This is a genomic window from Paenibacillus qinlingensis, from assembly GCF_031455095.1.
Classification (GTDB): domain Bacteria; phylum Bacillota; class Bacilli; order Paenibacillales; family NBRC-103111; genus Paenibacillus_E; species Paenibacillus_E qinlingensis_A.
Genome location: NZ_JAVDSB010000005.1, coordinates 97,054 through 114,638 on the forward strand (window position 1 = coordinate 97,054; position 17,585 = coordinate 114,638).

At 45.0% G+C, this 17,585-nt stretch carries 15 protein-coding genes; 12 read left to right on the forward strand and 3 right to left on the reverse strand.

From position 1 onward, the window contains the following. Positions 1-19 precede the first annotated feature (19 nt). From ctaD to J2736_RS16310, 12 genes are all read left to right on the forward strand, one after another. On the forward strand, positions 20-1,894 hold the full coding sequence (gene ctaD / locus J2736_RS16255; protein WP_310499652.1) for a cytochrome c oxidase subunit I: 1,875 nt from the start codon (positions 20-22) through the stop codon (positions 1,892-1,894). After that, the gene (locus J2736_RS16260) at positions 1,891-2,505 is read left to right on the forward strand and encodes a cytochrome (ubi)quinol oxidase subunit III (RefSeq protein WP_310499653.1); all 615 of its coding nucleotides are present in this window, start codon (positions 1,891-1,893) and stop codon (positions 2,503-2,505) included. The genes ctaD and J2736_RS16260 overlap by 4 nt, the downstream gene beginning before the upstream one ends. Further along, entirely contained in the window at positions 2,506-2,823 is a 318-nt protein-coding gene (locus tag J2736_RS16265) for a cytochrome C oxidase subunit IV family protein (RefSeq protein ID WP_068663240.1), read from the forward strand. 99 nt (positions 2,824-2,922) lie between these two features. Next, on the forward strand, positions 2,923-3,780 hold the full coding sequence (locus J2736_RS16270; protein WP_310499654.1) for a cytochrome c oxidase assembly protein: 858 nt from the start codon (positions 2,923-2,925) through the stop codon (positions 3,778-3,780). Positions 3,781-3,797: 17 nt separating this feature from the next. Further along, complete coding sequence (locus J2736_RS16275; protein ID WP_310499655.1) at positions 3,798-4,253, forward strand: DUF420 domain-containing protein; 456 nt, start codon at positions 3,798-3,800, stop codon at positions 4,251-4,253. A 228-nt stretch (positions 4,254-4,481) separates the two neighbouring features. Next, positions 4,482-6,098 carry an extracellular solute-binding protein gene (locus tag J2736_RS16280; protein WP_310499656.1) on the forward strand — a complete coding sequence of 539 codons (1,617 nt, stop codon included), beginning with the start codon at positions 4,482-4,484 and terminating at the stop codon, positions 6,096-6,098. A gap of 78 nt (positions 6,099-6,176) precedes the next feature. After that, complete coding sequence (locus tag J2736_RS16285) at positions 6,177-7,133, forward strand: ABC transporter permease (RefSeq protein WP_397340866.1); 957 nt, start codon at positions 6,177-6,179, stop codon at positions 7,131-7,133. 10 nt (positions 7,134-7,143) lie between these two features. After that, a complete protein-coding gene (locus J2736_RS16290; protein ID WP_310499657.1) occupies positions 7,144-8,025 on the forward strand; it encodes a carbohydrate ABC transporter permease in 882 nt (293 codons plus the stop codon). Positions 8,026-8,171: 146 nt separating this feature from the next. After that, entirely contained in the window at positions 8,172-10,532 is a 2,361-nt protein-coding gene (locus J2736_RS16295; RefSeq protein ID WP_310499658.1) for a helix-turn-helix domain-containing protein, read from the forward strand. A gap of 33 nt (positions 10,533-10,565) precedes the next feature. Continuing rightward, positions 10,566-12,191: an extracellular solute-binding protein gene (locus J2736_RS16300; RefSeq protein WP_310499659.1), complete on the forward strand. Its 1,626-nt coding sequence runs from the start codon at positions 10,566-10,568 to the stop codon at positions 12,189-12,191. Positions 12,192-12,290: 99 nt separating this feature from the next. Beyond that, positions 12,291-13,196 carry an ABC transporter ATP-binding protein gene (locus J2736_RS16305; RefSeq protein ID WP_310499660.1) on the forward strand — a complete coding sequence of 302 codons (906 nt, stop codon included), beginning with the start codon at positions 12,291-12,293 and terminating at the stop codon, positions 13,194-13,196. After that, complete coding sequence (locus J2736_RS16310; protein WP_310499661.1) at positions 13,189-14,466, forward strand: ABC transporter permease; 1,278 nt, start codon at positions 13,189-13,191, stop codon at positions 14,464-14,466. Before J2736_RS16305 ends, J2736_RS16310 begins: the two co-directional genes overlap by 8 nt. A 143-nt stretch (positions 14,467-14,609) precedes the next feature. Here the strand turns inward: J2736_RS16310 and J2736_RS16315 are convergent, their stop codons facing one another. The 3 genes from J2736_RS16315 to J2736_RS16325 form a co-directional block, all read right to left on the reverse strand. Next, a complete protein-coding gene (locus J2736_RS16315; RefSeq protein ID WP_310499662.1) occupies positions 14,610-14,810 on the reverse strand; it encodes a hypothetical protein in 201 nt (66 codons plus the stop codon). Positions 14,811-15,654: 844 nt separating this feature from the next. Beyond that, a complete protein-coding gene (locus J2736_RS16320) occupies positions 15,655-16,332 on the reverse strand; it encodes a TIGR00266 family protein (protein WP_310499663.1) in 678 nt (225 codons plus the stop codon). Between the two features lie 50 nt (positions 16,333-16,382). Further along, a complete protein-coding gene (locus J2736_RS16325) occupies positions 16,383-17,582 on the reverse strand; it encodes an MFS transporter (RefSeq protein WP_310499664.1) in 1,200 nt (399 codons plus the stop codon). Between the last annotated feature and the right edge of the window lie 3 nt (positions 17,583-17,585).

Sequence of the window (17,585 nt, forward strand, 5' to 3'; positions counted from 1 at the left end):
TGTAAAGGAGGTTCATACGTTGGCTCACTCTCATCCAGTAAAAAAACATACCGGGCTTATGGATTGGCTTACAACCGTCGATCATAAGAAAATCGGTATCCTGTATTTACTAGCGGGCGGCTTCTTCTTCCTCGTTGGAGGACTTGAAGCCATCCTGATCCGGATACAACTCGCATATCCAGATCAACACATTTTTATCGGCGATTCTTTTAACCAATTAACAACGATGCACGGAACAACGATGATTTTCTTTGCGGCGATGCCGGTCATCTTCGCTTTCATGAATGCCATCGTTCCACTGCAAATTGGGGCAAGGGACGTTGCGTTCCCTTTCGTTAACTCACTAGGCTTCTGGTTATTTTTCGCAGGCGGCGTGCTTATGAACACAAGTTGGTTCTTAGGCGGCGCACCTGATGGTGGTTGGACGGGGTACGCACCGTTATCCTCGATCACCGACGCAAGTTGGGGACAAACGTTAGAAGGCAATTTACGAGGCACTGACTTCTACGTGCTTGGTTTGCAAATTGCAGGTATCGGGACACTAATCGGAGGGATTAACTTCCTCGTAACGATTATTAACATGCGTGCTCCTGGTCTTACATACATGCGTTTACCAATGTTCACATGGTCTGCTTTTGTAACTTCAGGTTTGATCGTTCTTGCTTTCCCGGCAATTACAGTTGCTCTAGTTCTTCTTATGTTTGACCGTGTCTTTGGCGGAGCCATCTTCGATGCAGCCAGAGGCGGAAACAACGTACTGTGGGAGCATTTATTCTGGATTTTCGGGCATCCCGAAGTTTACATTTTGATTCTTCCAGCCTTCGGTATTATTTCTGAGATCGTTTCTACTTTTTCGAAAAAACGTCTGTTCGGATACAGCTCCATGGTATTTGCAACAGTATTAATTGGTTTCCTAGGCTTCATGGTTTGGGTCCACCATATGTTTACATCAGGCTTAGGCCCAGTAGCGAACTCGATCTTCGCGATTGCAACAATGGCGATTGCCGTTCCTACAGGTGTTAAAATCTTTAACTGGTTGTTCACGCTTTGGGGTGGTCAAATCCGTTTCACAACGGCGAATATTTTCGCTACAGCTTTCATTCCAACCTTCGTAATGGGTGGAACAACTGGGGTAATGCTTGCGATTCCAGCAGCTGACTTCCAGTATCATGATACGTATTTCGTAGTAGCGCATTTCCACTACGTTATCGTTGGTGGTCTCGTACTTGGTTTGTTCGCTGGTCTTTACTACTGGTGGCCGAAAATGTTCGGTCGTATGCTAAGTGAAGGTTTAGGTAAACTTCATTTCTGGTTGTTCTTCATCGGTTTCCACTTAACATTCTTCCCGCAGCATTTCTTGGGTCTAATGGGGATGCCACGACGTGTATTTACGTATCAACCAGGGTATGGTCTCGAAACTGGTAACTTAGTTTCAACCGTTGGTGCTTTCTTAATGGGTATCGGTACGTTAGTGTTCCTTATCAACATTATTGCAACTGCAAGAAAACCAATTACAGCTCCTGCAGATCCGTGGGATGGACGCTCCTTGGAGTGGACAATTCCGTCACCTGCACCTGAATATAACTTCAAACAAACTCCGCTTGTTCGTGGTTTGGATGCTTTCTGGAAAGAAAAAATGGCTGGTAACAAACAAATGACGCCTGCTGAGCCAATTGGTTCCATTCATATGCCTTCGGCATCGATTTTGCCGCTTGTTATGTCTGTTGGGTTGTTCATTGCTGGATTTGGCTTTATGTACAAAAACTACTATGTAGCTGGAGCAGGTATCTTAGTTACATTCATTGCCATGTTCTTGCGTTCGGTATATGACGACCACGGTTGGCATATTGAACCAGAAGAACTTGAAGACGATCATAAGGGGGTAAAGGCATGAGTAGTCATCACACGGGCGCACTGCCTGCTAATCCGGAAACGGCTACCCTCGAAGGGAAAAATAAAGTTCTTGGTTTCTGGTTATTTCTTGGCGCTGAGGTTGTATTGTTCGGTTGTTTATTTGCAACTTACATTGCTCTCCGGAACTCTGTTCCGGATGGCCCAACAGCTGATGAGCTATTCAAGCTTAAAACAGTTGGTTGGTCAACATTCGTTCTCTTAACGAGCAGCTTGACGAGTGTATTTGCAATCATTGCGATGCACCGTCAAAAAGTAGGTCAATTGCTAGGTTGGTTAGCAGTTACCGTTTTGTTCGGTCTTTCCTTCTTAGGAATGGAGATCTACGAGTTTTATGAGTACGTTCATGAAGGCCATGGGTTTACAACAAGTGCATTCTCCACATCGTTCTACACACTAGTTGGTTTCCACGGTGCTCACGTAGCATTCGGTGTTTGCTGGATTACACTGTTGATTTTCCAAGGTATGAAGAAGGGTCTTACGGTTGTTACGGCACCTAAGTTCTATGTCGCTTCTCTGTACTGGCACTTTATCGACTTAGTTTGGGTATTTATCTTCACAGTCGTTTATTTGATGGGGAAGGTGGGTCACTAAATGAGCAGCAATTCTCATGATACACACGCACCTAGCAAGAGAGTGAAGCACGACTCAACACTTAATCACTATTTGACTTACATTATCTCGATTCTACTCACGATGTTGGCATTCGCTGTCGTACTTTACGGAGACTTGGATCGTTCGTTTATCTTGATTTTCATCGTATCCCTTGGGATCGTGCAGGCACTCGTTCAGTTGCTTTTCTGGATGCATGCCAAAGAGAGAGGACATTTGTTCCCTCTGATCTTTATCTTCGCAGGAGCGTTCGTTGCTCTTACCGGTGTTATCACAGCCGTATATTGGGTTTGGTGGTAGAAAAGCAAGAAGAGGCAACTTTGTCTAGACAAAGTGCCTCCTCTTTTTTTACTGGGAGTTAATTGGAAGTAGTCAGCTTGAAAGGAGATAGATGCAGGTATGAGTCAGATTGGTGGGTTTTTCGATTTGTGGAGTCCTGTTTTACTATTGATCGTCGTTGTGATCGCATATAGTTATGGTCGATTTGTCGTGAATGGAAATGGGAGCGCTGCGAAATCGGAGCCAATTTCGACGTCACAACAGCTTCTATTTTATACAGGGTTGTTCTTATTCTACGTTGGACAAGGAAGCCCTATTAACTACATCGGGCATCACTACTTGTTCAGTATGCACATGCTGCAACAAACGATTCTTTACTTGATCGTACCGATTCTCATTTGGTTAGGAACACCGGCATGGCTGCTTAGAGCAGCTATGACGAATGTCGTATTCCGCGGCCTATTTTCTTTTTTTACACGGCCTCTGATCGCATTATTCATGTTCAATATGTTATTCTCCATCTACCATATGCCTTTTATTATGGATTACTTGATGAAGAATGATGTACCGCTTTTTGCTTATCATACTGTGCTTTTAGTGACGGCTTTTATCATGTGGTTCCCTGTATTTTGCCCGCTGCCTGAGCTGAATCGCTTGAACGATTTGAAGAAAATGGCGTATATTTTCGGGAATGGCGTCTTACTGACACCGGCTTGTGCGCTTATCATTTTTGCTGATACAATTATTTATGATATGTATAGCAATGTCACGGTTCCTTTTGTTCACCTGTCGCCGCTTGATGATCAACAACTAGGTGGCGTAATCATGAAAATTTTGCAAGAGATTATCTATGGCGCCACGTTAGCTTACATTTTCTTCCGTTGGTATCGCAGAGAACGCAAGGATGAGGACGAATTGGATCCACTTCCATCACAAGAAAGCTTGAATAATCAAGGCGGGAACTGGAATCGCGCTTAGAGAAAGGATTTCGAAAGATGCACATATTACCCACAATTTCTACGATGTTTATTGTGATTAGTGCCATTTTTGTTGGGTTCGGATGGTATCATATTGTTAAAGGGAACCGAGAAACGCATGAAAAGCTGATGGTTTTGGGCGCAATATTCGCGTTAGCCTTTTTTATCATCTATATGTCCCGTACCATATTTGAAGGAAACACCTCTTTTGGTGGCCCAGAAAGTTTAGTGTTACCTTATCATTTGTTCTTGTTCTTCCATATCACACTAGCAACGATAGGTGGTATACTAGGTCTTATCACCTTGTGGTTTGCTTACAAAAAGAAATTCCTTAAACACAAGAAAATCGGAAAAGTCGCTGCGATTGTATGGCTGCTTACAGCGCCAACAGGCGTTATGGTCTATATATTGTTGTATATCCTGTATCCAGGTGGAACAACGAAGCCCGTAATTGATGCCATTTTTGGATTGTAAACCATCTTAATAGCACGGAATGATGTGAAAGTTCATCATTCTGTGCTATTTTTTTGTCTTCAAATGGGCTAATTTTGTGATTTCGTCCATTCGATTATAGAAATCAACAATTGGAGATGACGAAATGACCATGTCATTCTTCATATTGCTCATAGGTTAATTCGGTGGATTCCACTACGCTTAAGGAAGAGATGCATCTCACCATAACATGTAGTGGAGGGTCAACGAATGAAGAAAATTTTAGCTTCAACCATGATTGTCATGATGATGGGCACAGCGATTGCCTGTTCCTCGAAGACAGAGTCAACAACAACGAGTGAGTCACAAGCACCGGCAACAGCGAGTGCGACGACGTATCCGATGACAACTGATAAAACGTTGACGTACTGGGGCGAGTTGAACGGGAACTTAACAGGTGTGAAAACGACACATGCGGATGTCCCTTTTTTCCAAGAGTGGCAGAAGAAAACAGGTGTCCCGCTTAAATTCTTAGCGCCTCCTACAGGACAAGCCAAAGAAGCGCTAAACGTGATGCTTGCATCTGGGGATTTGCCAGATATGATCGAGTATAACTTCTTAAGTGATTTCCCAGGCGGACCGGAGAAAGCCATTAAAGATGGTTACATTTTGAAATTGAATGATCTGATTGATAAATACGCACCGAACCTGAAGAAATACCTCAAAGAGCATCCAGAAGTCGACAAAATGGTAAAAACGGATAATGGGAGTTACTATGCATTCCCTTTCATTCGTGGAGATGAGTACTTACAGGTATTCCAAGGACCGATGATTCGAAAAGACTGGTTGGATGAATTAGGTCTTCCTGTTCCTGAGACAATTGATGATTGGACGACGACACTGAAAGCATTTAAAGAGAAGAAAGGTGCAGCAGCACCACTATCCTTTATCAGTAAACCACGCTTCTTCAATGAATCCTATAACGGTGCATTTTTAGGCGCATTTGGCGTGAACCGAGGCTTCTATTTGGATAATGGGAAAATCAAGTTCGGACCGTCGGAAGCCGGCTTCAAAGACTATTTGAAGACTTTCCACCAATGGTATCAAGATGGCCTGTTAGATAAGAACATCGCTACGGTGGATACGAAAGCCTTGGACGGCAGCTTCGCTACGGGCGCTACAGGGGCAAGTATCGGTAATGCTGGCGGCGGCATAGGCAAATGGCAACCACTTGTACAGGCCAAAGATCCGAAAGCACAGTTGGTAGCAGCGCCATATCCAGTACTTAAAAAAGGCGATACGCCGAAATTTGGTCAAAAGGATAATCCGTATTCCTCCGGAGGGATTGTCGCGGTAACAGCTAAATCCAAGAATCCAGAATTGGCAGTCAGAATGTTGGATTATGGGTATAGTGAAGCAGGCCATATGTTCTTCAACTTCGGAACAGAGGGTACTAGCTACTCGATGGTGGATGGTTATCCCAAATATACGGATTTGCTGATGAAGAATCCCGATAAATTAGCACCTGCACAAGCGATGTCCATGTACATTCGCGGCAGCTACAACGGGCCATTCATCCAAGACAAGCGTTATGCGGAGCAATTCTTTGTACTGCCAGCGCAACGCGATGCGATCAATGTGTGGAAGAAAACCGATACAGCCAAATACAGCTTGCCACCATTAACACCAACGCCGGAAGAAAGCTCTGAATATGCCAAAATCATGGGCGACATGAACACGTTAGTGGACGAAATGACGTTGAAAATCATTTTGGGCAACGAGCCTGTAGATGGCTTTGAGAAATATGTGGATAAAATGAAGTCACTTAATCTGAGCCGCGCTATCGAGATTCAGCAAGCAGCACTTGATCGCTACAACAAGCGATAGGTTTCATTTAGCACAAGTGAGGAGGGGATCTATGATCCCCTGCTCTACAAGTAAACTGGCGAGAGGGTGAGGATGGAGATGGCGAACACACAGCCACTGGAAAGCGTAAAGCTTACGAAGCAACAGACGGGGACAAACAGATATATCCGTGATTTTATCGCTAATAAGTACTTGTACCTCATGATGGTACCAGTGCTCGCTTATTATTTGATTTTCCATTATGCACCGATGTATGGTGCTTTGATTGCTTTTAAAGAGTATTCCCCAATGAAGGGTATACTTGGTAGCGATTGGGTTGGCTTTAAGCATTTCCATGACTTTTTCAGTTCTTTTTATTTTTGGCGCATATTGAAAAATACGCTGGTCATCAGCTTGTATTCCTTGCTTTTTGAGTTTCCAGCTCCGATTATTCTAGCCCTCTTGATCAATGAGGTACGAAGTAAGACCTTTAAGCGTGTCGCTCAGACGATTACGTATATGCCTTATTTTATCTCACTCGTCGTTATTTGCGGGATTATTACGGACTTCACGAATGCGGATGGGGTGATTAATAATATCGCGATGGCCTTCGGGTATGACGGACAAGCGATGCTTCAGAAGTCGGAGTTGTTCCGGCCGATCTACATTTTATCAGAGATTTGGCAACGTATTGGCTGGGAGTCCATTATTTATATCGCTGCATTAATGAGTATCGATACCGAACAGTATGAAGCTGCACGGATGGATGGCGCTAGTCGCTGGAAACAAATGGTGTACATCACATTGCCAGGTATTATGCCGACGATTGCGATTATGTTTATTTTGCGTATGGGTAATTTGTTGAACGTGGGCTTTGAGAAAATCATTCTGCTCTATAATCCTGTCACTTATGAAACGGCGGACGTGATTTCCTCTTTCGTCTATCGCAAAGGATTACTGGAGTTTGGTTGGAGTTACAGCTCGGCTGTTGGCTTATTTAACTCCATTATCAATCTAATCCTACTCATTACAGCGAATTATATCAGTCGTAAAGTCAATGAAAGCAGCTTATGGTGAGGTGATGTTGATGAGAAAAGGACCTAGTTTTGTAGAAAGAATATTCGATATTGCTATTCATTTCATTTTGACCCTACTCGTAGTCGTAACGTTGTATCCATTACTTTACGTATTATTTGCTTCCTTCAGTAATGCGAATGAATTAGTTGCTCATAAAGGGATTTTATTTAAATCACTTGGCTTTAGTTGGGAAGCCTATAAAGGGGTCATGAAGAACCCTGGCATTCTCATCGGCTACCGCAACACGATGTTTATTGTCGTTGCTGGCGTTATCGTCAACCTTTTGATGACAGCGTTAGGTGCTTACGTACTTTCTAGAAAAAATGTGATCTGGAATAAAGCATTTATGATCATTATCGTGATCACGATGTTCTTCCACGGGGGCTTAATCCCGCTCTATTTAATCGTCAAAAATGTCGGCTTACTCGACACCCTATGGGCGACGATTATTCCATTCTCCATCTCCACATTTAATTTGATTATTATGCGAACAGCATTTATGGCGATACCAGACAGCCTAGAGGAGTCGGCCAAAATCGATGGGGCCAATCACTTTACGATTTTGTTCCGAATCATCATTCCGCTTTCCATGCCTGTCATTGCCGTTATGATTCTGTACTATGCGGTTGATAAATGGAATGGCTGGTTCTACGCATCTATTTTTATCAAAAATCGAGATCTCTTCCCTTTACAGTTGGTACTCAGGGAAATACTTATTTCTAATTCAACAGATGGCATGTCCGTGGGAGCCGATGCGGGTGATCGCTTCCAGATTGGGGAAACCATTAAGTATGCGACGATCGTCGTAGCGACATTGCCTATTCTGTGTGTTTACCCATTCGTACAACGCTTCTTTGTCAAAGGGGTTATGGTAGGCTCCTTGAAGGGCTAGACCCCGTAAGTAGGGATCTAGTAGCGCTTTTGTCAATCGGATTTGTCATTTTGGACATTCCTCCCCTTGCGAACAGAGGTATAATAGAGTGAAGGAGACAATCCCTTCAGAGGATTTTTCAAGGTGCGCAGCGGGAGGAGATCCATGTGAAGCTTCGATTATTTTGGCCGAAAAGAAAGAGTATTGTATTTACTTGGTTATTATCGTACAGCGCGGTATTATTCGTGCCAATGCTGATGAGTATTCTCATTTACTCGCAGTCTAGTCATGTACTAAAAAGCGAAATTCATCGTGCGAACGATTCCTTACTCAAACAAGTCCGTTATACGATCGACACACAGTTCGATTTGATGAAACGGTTAAATATGGAAATTACTTGGAATACAAAGCTTCAAAGTTTAATGTACACGAATATACAAACGAATGATGATCAATATCTAGCTTTTCAGCTGGTAAAAGAGTTTCGGATGTATCAAACCTCCTATGCGACAATCGATGAATTCTATGTGACTTGGGATCAGGAAGCTGCAATTCTTCGCCCGGGCAATATGCGCGATCTGCAAACAGCGTTTGATACGATCCACAATACAGGTACCCTCCGATATGAACAATGGTTGAATACGATTCATCAAGCAACGAATAACCAGTTCCTGATCCTTCCCCGCGTAGATGCAGGTCCTTCTTCCTCTTCCATCGCGTACATCACACACTTGCCTAAGGATTTGAATGGGAAACAAACAGGCACAGTCGTTGTGATGGCCGATATGGAACGGTTCGAGAAGGCAATCGAAAGCATTTCAGGGTTTAGCGGGGGACAAATCGTCATCCTTAATCATGACAATCAAGTTCTACTTTCCAATGTGCCTGTGACGGTGAATAAGAATCTCATTTTGGAGGAACTGCAGGATGAGGATAATGTTACGTACAAGCCTTCGCAGGATGGAGAATCAGAGCTTTTCTATATTCAATCTGCTGTGTCTGATCTGAAATATGTACTGATCATTCCAAGTCGCATCTATTGGGAAAAAGCGGAGTATGTCCGCAAATTTACTTATATCAGCATACTGATCAGCCTATTTGGTGCAGCGGTGCTGACCTGGTTCTTTCTGCGCCGTAATTACTCACCGATCCAACGTTTGGTTCAATCAATTTCCGATAAAAATGCGTTCGAGGAACGCGTAGATGGGAATGAGCTGCATTTCATTCAGAAAATGATCTCGCATACCCGGGATGAGAAGGATCAAATCGCACTGCAGCTGCAATCTCACCATCATGTACTCCGTTCGAATATGTTAAATCGGCTGTTGAAGGGGAGAATCGATTCACTCGTTTCGTACGAGGAAGCTTTCAAAACTTTTCATATGGATGTAATTTCGAATCATTTCGCGGTCATTCTGTTTGCGGTTGAGAATTCCGATAGCATATCTACGAATTTACCTGGTATGGATATCAGCGAACGCCGTAAATTGATGCAATTCATTATCACGAATGTCGTTGAAGAGCTCGTTGGCCATCGTCAACATGCAGGTTATGTGGCCGAGATCGATGACATGATGGTGTGTTTGGTGAACTTTGCAGAGACGGATGCAGCCGAGCGGAAGGTTGATCTGGATTGGATTGCGGCAGAAGCACAGCGGTTCCTAACGCGCTTCCATATGGATTTAACAATCTCAATCAGCGGTGTTCACCCTGCATTGGTAGGCGTTGCTGAAGCGTATAGTGAAGCACTGGATGCGATGGAGTATAAGATGGTTAGAGGCAAAAGAGAGATCATCACCTACGATGAGATTCGTATTGATACGGCCGATAAGCTGCAGATGGGCTATTATTATCCACTCCAAGTGGAGCAGCAAATTATTAATCTCATCAAAACGGGAGATTTTGATCAAGCCTCGGCTAGCATGAACGAGATTATGGGTCGCAACTTCGATAAGCCGCTGGTGTCGCTTACCTTGGCGAGATGCCTCATTTTTAACCTCGTGGGTACGATGGTGAAAGCGATGAATGAGCTTGGGGACGGAACAACGCAACCCTGGTTAGGGGACAACCCCCTATGGATGGATAAAATTATTGCGTGCGACACCATCCTCGAGATGCAGCAAGAGCTGCAGCTGCTCCTCGGAGAGGTGTGTGCGTTTGCTGGTTCTAAGATAGAAGCCAACCAGACGAAGGAACGCACGGAAACCTTGCGTGAATTAATCGCTAAAGTTACGCAATATATTGAGGAGCAGTATCAAGACGCTAATTTGAACGTGAATACGATTGGTGAGAACTTTGCCTTAAGAGGCAGCTATGTATCCAAATTGTTCAAAGATCAGACGGGTGAAGGTTTGCTCGATTACATTACGAAATACCGGATAGGGCAAGCGAAGAAGATGATCAGCTACAAGCAAGATTCGATCTCGGAGATTGCGAGGTTAGTTGGTTATAATGAAGTGGCAACCTTTATACGTGTTTTTAAGAAATACGAAGGAATAACTCCTGGGAAATATAAAGAAATGAACTGATGATTGCAAGATGACATGCTGGGAGGGAACGGAATGAGCAGACGAGCTAGCAACAAGGCATTATTACTTCTATGTATGTTCACCATGGGACTCACGGCATGCTCTTCAGTGAGTCCGACGAATTTGACGACACCGTCAGGGCAACCAACAACGGCGACTACAAATAAGGAGCCGTCTGTGCCAGCAACCACTAAACTGACCTATTGGTCAGAGTTGAATGGGAATGCCGCCAGTGTGAAAACCAAATTCAAAGATATTCCCTTTTTTCAAGAGTGGCAGAAGCGGACAGGGGTCCAGCTTTCCTTCATACAGCCGTCGGCCAATCAAGCTAAGGAAGCGATGAATGTCTTACTAGCCTCCGGCGATTTGCCTGATATGATGGAGTTCGAATGGGATAGCTTCCCTGGTGGACCTGAAAAGGCGATCAAGGATGGGTATATTTTGAGGCTGAATGAGGTCATTGATAAGTATGCGCCTAATCTAAAGAAGTACTTAAATGAGCATCCAGACATCGATAAGCAAATCCGGACAGAGGACGGCAGCTATTACGTGTTCCCCTTTATTCGTGGTGACGATAAGCTTCGTACCTATCAAGGGCCGATTATCCGGAAGGATTGGCTGAATGAGCTCGGGCTTGAGGTACCAACGACGATAGAAGAATGGCATACGGTGCTCAAGGCGTTCAAGGAAAAGAAGGGAGTTGCCGCACCTTTAACTTTCCTAGGCGTGCCGAATCCGTTGTTTGGGATTGAGGGTGGCGCTTTTGTCGGGGCTTATGGAATTCGCAAAGGGTTCTACCTGGATCAGGGTGAGGTTAAGTATGGACCAATGGAGAAGGGCTATCAGGATTTCTTAGCTACTTTCCGAGCGTGGTATAAGGAAGGTTTAATTGATAAAAACATCGCTTCCGTGGATACCAAAACGATGGATTCCAATATGGTAACAGGGCGCAGCGGGGCAACGATCTGGAATGCGGGGGCTGGTATTGGGAAGTGGCAGCCACTGGTCGAAGAGAAAAACAAGTCGGCTTTGTTTGCAGCAACCCCATACCCCGTACTTCAGAAAGGGGATAAGCCGAAATTTGGGCAAAAAAGTTATGATTATGTCGGGACTGGTGGCGTAGCGATTTCAAGTAATAGTCAACATGCAGCAGAGGCTGCTAAGTTACTTGATTACGGTTATAGCGACGAAGGACATATGCTCTTTAATTTTGGCATAGAGGGAACGAGCTACACGTTGAAAGACGGTTATCCAACGTACACAGATTGGATCTTGCGAAATCCAGATAAGTTAGCACCCTCACAAGCCTTGTCGATGTATACGAGAGCAAGCTATTTCGGACCGTTTGTTCAGGATGTTCGGTATGTGGAGCAATATTACACGCTGCCTGAGCAAAGGAATGCGATTGGTATTTGGGCAGATACGCAAGTTGAATCGTACACCCTGCCGCAAACGCCAAAGACAGAGCTGGAGAGTGCTGAGTTTTCATCAATTATGATGGATGTGATGACACTTGTTGATGAAATGTCTCTGAAGATTATTCTCGGTGTTGAGCCGCTAGAGGCATTTGATAGCTACGTTAGTAAGATGAAAGCATCCAAAATTGATAGAGCTATCGAGATCCAGAAGTTAGCCTTACATCGGTATGAGAAGCGTTGAGCGCTTCTCTTTTTTATTGCACAGAATAATTCATTAATTTTCCATTATCATGTAAAATAGTAAGCGCAATCAAATTCGTGATGAAAGGTAGGCTCATGAATGACATACCCTCTAGTTGTTGAACAGGTATCGAAGCAGTACGGAGATAAAACAGCTGTGAATCGAATTGGGCTGCGTGTGAAGCAGGGAGAAATATATGGCTTATTAGGCGCGAATGGGGCCGGCAAAACGACAACGATGCGGATGGTACTCGGTCTTATTTATCCAGATGAAGGTAATATTAGGTGGAATGGGCAAGGCTATCGGGAAGAGCTCCGCAGCTTGATGGGCTATTTACCGGAGGAGCGCGGCTTATATCCAAAAGTGAAAATTAGTGAGCAGATTTTATACTTAGCTGAGCTTCGAGGAATGAAGCGTCGTGAGGCAGATCGCAGCTTGAAGATGTGGTTGGAACAGTTTGAGGTTCCTGACTATTACAACCGTAAGGTTGAGGAGTTGTCCAAGGGAAACCAGCAGAAAATTCAATTCATTGCGGCGGTTATTCACAATCCGGAGATTCTTATTCTGGACGAAGCGTTTAGCGGACTGGATCCCGTGAATGTCGAGCTGCTGAAGAAAACGGTGAAAAGTCTCCGTGATGAGGGGAGAACAATTTTATTTTCCAGCCATCGGATGGAGCATGTAGAGGAGCTTTGTGAGAATATTTGTATGCTGCATCGCTCAAACACCATTCTGCAAGGCAATTTGAAGGAGATTAAAGCGAGCTTTCCGAAGGAAAGAGTGGTACTAGAGACAACTACTAATATTAATGGATTAGAGAGGCTTGAAGGCGTCACATCGGTGAACCAAGGGCTCCATGGGTACGAGCTTCGCATTGCGCAGCCCGAATCCGCACAGCGTATTTTGCAATATGCCATGGAACATTCCACTGTGCAGCGTTTTCAAGTCATGGAGCCAACCTTGAATGAAATTTTTATCCAGAAGGTGGGAAGCCAGCATGAATAGTATCTGGACCGTCATTAAATTTACCTACATGTCTCGCTTTCGAATCAAATCGTTTCAAGTGATGACGCTAATCTTGCTAATCCTGGTATCGCTTTTGATTCATCTTCCCACCATCATCAAACAATTCGATTCCGATGAAGCGACGAAAATAGGAATCTTTGGCACGCAGCAAGCGGTTGTGGCATCTAAACTGGGAGCCTTCTTTAAGAATCAACCGAATGCAGAGATACTAATTGTACCCCTTTCCGATCAGGGCAGTGTAGAGGCTAATGAGGCATATGGGAAGCAGCAAATGGCGGATAAGAAAATCAAGGGATACTTAGCGTTCACGGAGGGGAAACAAGGCGGATTCCCGAAGGTGATCTATAATTCCACAGGAACGATGGATTCGCCTAAAAATAAGCTGCAAACCGCGCTTCAGCTAATTAAGACGGATATCGTGCTGCAAGGAGCTGGTGTGCCAGATTCACTAAAAACGGATATCCAAACGCCAGTGTCCTTGGAAACCGTGCAAATTTCCACATCGGATCAAGCTGCTGTGGGCAAAACAGAGTCCCAAATGAGGTTGTCCTACATGTTGGTGTATATCCTACTCTTCATGCTTTACATGGGAGCCATTGGATTCGGCAATCTCGTTGCAACGGAAATCACAGCGGAGAAAAGCACGCGCGTTATGGAATTGCTTATTACAAGCGTGTCACCGCTGAAGCAGATGTTCGGTAAAATCATTGGCATTTGTTTGCTGGCGCTATCGCAAATTGCCGCTTTGATAGCTGTTGGGTTTATAAATATTCAGTTGAGTGATGCGTCGGCGATTAAGGATATGAATCTCAGTTGGAGCGATTTAGAAATATCCGTGCTCGTCTATTTCTTAATTTTCTACTTACTTGGCTTTTTCATCTATGCGACGATCTTCGCGGCGGTAGGTTCGCTTGTCAGTCGCACGGAGGATGTAGGGCCTGCCATTATGCCAGTTACCTACATCATCGTCGCGGCTTTCATGATCGCGATCTTCGGACTGAATCATCCGAATGCCCCATTCGTGGTGACGATGTCGTTCGTGCCATTCTTCTCGCCGATGATTATGTTCTTGCGGATTGGCATGACCTCTCTGCCGTTCTGGCAGATTGCCCTGTCAATAGCCATCCAGTTGCTGTCCATTGGTGCGATGGCTTGGCTTGCGGCGAAGATTTACCGCACTGGCGTGCTGATGTACGGCAAGCGGCCTAGCTTGAAGGAGCTGCGCAAGGCGATGCGGGCGTATCGGTAGATAGGCTTGGCCAAGTATATGGGGACACACCGTTGAGGCGGTTTCCAATTCAACAAAAGGCATTTCGACACTTTACAGGTGTTGAAATGCCTCTTTGTTGTGCGACAAGATTAGCAGCCTCTATCTTCGTGTAAACAACTCGTTTACTTAGGATTACTTTCTCCCGATTTATAAACTACAAGGATTGCACTACGTTGAAAACCCACGCCGCTTGGGGATGACTTCAAGATGGATCCATAGCAAACATTAACAATTTGTTCATCTTTCAATTCGGCTAGAAACTGATTAGCTCTTGTCTCCGCATAAGACGCATCCGTATCTAAAAACTCCTTTACCTGAATCACTTCAAATTCCTCCCTAAATGGATTGATGAGTATGTACAACAGATATTACAGAAGGCTTCACCTAATAGGTGTCAAATTGAACGATGGGTTCAATAGGGTGAAGACGTTTGGAAACAGATGATCGGCACTGCTGATCAGATAACTGGATTTTTGCTGTTATTGTGCCCGAAAGTAAGGGGAAATAATGAATAACTGTGTTTTATACAGTTAATTTCAGGGTTTTCTCGCGAATGGGCCCGTATCGGTCAAATAACTGGATATTTGAGACTGTCGATTAATGAATCGAGGCTTAATAAACATGCAACTTAGTGAATTCTTATAAAAATTGTTAGATTCAGAGGAAGATGTCTCTCCTTACAAAGGTTCGGTCACATGCGATTTTAAATAAAGGTGTGGCATAACGTTATTTGCTACATATGCAAGTTCTGTGAAAATATAGCATTACGAAATAACGCTATTTCGACCAAATAGAGTGGAATTTATCCATTTAGAGTGAAATAACGCTATTTTATAGCGTTATTCTTCCATATTCTCTACTAAACTAATAAATAAGATGTTTTCATAAAGCTATTCTGCGAACGAGGTTCATCTCTATGTCATGGAAGCGATAAGTTATCTCGAGTTGCAAAAGTTCCCCGTTGTTTCTCTAAATTTTAAATGATGCATATGATTATTCAAGATAAACAGTTAATTGACAGTCTCTGTTATACAGCTATTCTCCCACAACAAGGTCACCGCCTGTCGCGGTGACCTCCACAACCTGTCGCGCCCTTGCTCGCCGCGCAACAAACCAAAGAAGCATGCAAGACGTAACCGTCTTACATGCTTCTATGTCATTGCTGCCCTATCTACCCGGCAGCAGCTGTTTGATCCAACCGCCGAAGCTCTTCGGATTCCGCGTTTGGATGAGCACGACGCCTTCGCCACGGAATCGGCAGACGACGCCCTCGCCGCTTGTAAGGCTGGAAATCCAGCCTTTCGACGCTTTTTCAATCGTATAAGGCGTATAATCCGGCCAGGCAACCAGATGCCCGTTATCGATAATAACCTCTTGGCCCGGAGCCAAGTTAATCGCATGGATCGCGCCGTAGGAGGAGAGGAACACGGTGCCTCGACCGCTAATTTCGACGATGAAGAAGCCTTCGCCGGACATGAAGCCGCTCGCTAGATTCTGCATCTTGGTGTTCACCTGAATGCCCGAAGTACCGGCAAGGAAGCCATCCTTTTGGACAAAAAGCTTGTAGGTACCATCTAATTCAACGGCTTCAATATCACCGATAACAGCAGGTGCTAGGAGCACCTCGCCGGATCCTCGGCTAGGACTCAATTCCTGGAAGAAGAAGCTTTCGCCGCTGAGCATCCGTCCAAGACCGCGCATAATGCCACCGTCTGCTGTTCCTTTAAGTTCAATATTCGGGGACATGGAGACCATCGCGCCGGACTCGGCTTTAATGTTCTCACCAGCTTCAAGCTGCACGCGCAGCATCGGAAATGCGCCTTTATATAAGATTTCGTGTTTCATCGGTATCCTCCATTTAATTAGTTGTAGATTATCCTAATTTCCTTATATTTCTACGCGGTTTTGGGCTGTGTGGTTGCATCCAAGCTGCGATTCGCATACACGAACACGGCACAGATTAGCAATATACTCATCGTTACAAAGAACACAGAAGTGAAGCCGTATTCCGCTGCCAGATGACTGCCGAGCAAGGGGCCAATGAGATTCCCAAGGAACAGCGATGACGTATTGAAGCCATAAGCGGTGCCTTGAATCTCAGGTGCTGCAAGCTTCATGACTAAAGCATTCAGGGAAGGAATCATCCCGCCGATGAACAGTCCGAGCAGGAATCTGCCGACGAGCAGCGTCGTAATATTGGTGGCAAAAGCCTGCGGAATGAAAGCGACAGCCGCCATCGTGAGGGCAATGACCAGCGTCATGCGCTGCCCGATTCGGTCACCTAACCGACCCAAGGTCGGAGCTCCGAATAGATTGGCGATACCCGTAATTGCGACGATAAGCCCGGCGAAAAAGGCCAAGTGCGCCCCCGTGTATAAGGTTTTGGCATATACCGTTACAATCGGCTCGATACTCATCATACCAATTTGTGTGATTAGTGATGCGGCGAACACAGGCAGCAAGGGGCGGAATAAGCGCCACGGTGTCCGCTGTCGTATCTTTTTCGCGGTGACAGGCTTTCGCTCCTCCTTGATGAACAGCATGACGATAAGGCTGGCGCATAGCATGAGCCCTCCTGTGAAGAAGAACACGTGGTGGTAGCCCAGAAAGCTGGCTAGTACGCCGCCGATTAAAGGGCCGATGAGTGTGCCTGCGATAGCGCCTGTTTGCAAGGTGCCAAGCGACTTACCCGAATGTTCTCGGGGGGTCAGTGAGGCTTGCAAGGAAACTGCCATGGAGATGAAGCCGGAGAAGAAGCCATTTAATAATCTCAGCGACAGCAGCTGCCAGGGCGATGTAACAATGCCCATGAGGGCGGTGACGATAGCCATTCCGAAGCCGGCGCGCAGCAGCATGATTTTGCGCCCGCGTCGATCGGCAATGGCTCCCCATAGTGGCTGGGTCAAAAAGGAAGTGATGAATTGGGCAGCCACGATCCAGCCTGTCCAACGGACAATATCATCTAAGTCGTGAACCCCTAACTCCCCGATGTAGAGAGGTAAGAACGGAAGAACTAGATTCATGCCACATGTAATGGAGAAGTTCGCGCCCCAAAGTATCCATAATGACTTTTTCCAATGTAAGGGGGTTGCCATGAC

Coding starts and splice junctions, on each gene's coding strand:
- J2736_RS16260 (WP_310499653.1), top strand. CDS start 1,891: ATGAGTAGTCATCACACGGGCGCACTGCCTGCTAATCCGGAAACGGCT.
- J2736_RS16265 (WP_068663240.1), top strand. CDS start 2,506: ATGAGCAGCAATTCTCATGATACACACGCACCTAGCAAGAGAGTGAAG.
- J2736_RS16270 (WP_310499654.1), top strand. CDS start 2,923: ATGAGTCAGATTGGTGGGTTTTTCGATTTGTGGAGTCCTGTTTTACTA.
- J2736_RS16275 (WP_310499655.1), top strand. CDS start 3,798: ATGCACATATTACCCACAATTTCTACGATGTTTATTGTGATTAGTGCC.
- J2736_RS16280 (WP_310499656.1), top strand. CDS start 4,482: ATGAAGAAAATTTTAGCTTCAACCATGATTGTCATGATGATGGGCACA.
- J2736_RS16285 (WP_397340866.1), top strand. CDS start 6,177: ATGGCGAACACACAGCCACTGGAAAGCGTAAAGCTTACGAAGCAACAG.
- J2736_RS16290 (WP_310499657.1), top strand. CDS start 7,144: ATGAGAAAAGGACCTAGTTTTGTAGAAAGAATATTCGATATTGCTATT.
- J2736_RS16300 (WP_310499659.1), top strand. CDS start 10,566: ATGAGCAGACGAGCTAGCAACAAGGCATTATTACTTCTATGTATGTTC.
- J2736_RS16305 (WP_310499660.1), top strand. CDS start 12,291: ATGACATACCCTCTAGTTGTTGAACAGGTATCGAAGCAGTACGGAGAT.
- J2736_RS16310 (WP_310499661.1), top strand. CDS start 13,189: ATGAATAGTATCTGGACCGTCATTAAATTTACCTACATGTCTCGCTTT.
- J2736_RS16320 (WP_310499663.1), bottom strand. CDS start 16,332: ATGAAACACGAAATCTTATATAAAGGCGCATTTCCGATGCTGCGCGTG.
- J2736_RS16325 (WP_310499664.1), bottom strand. CDS start 17,582: ATGGCAACCCCCTTACATTGGAAAAAGTCATTATGGATACTTTGGGGC.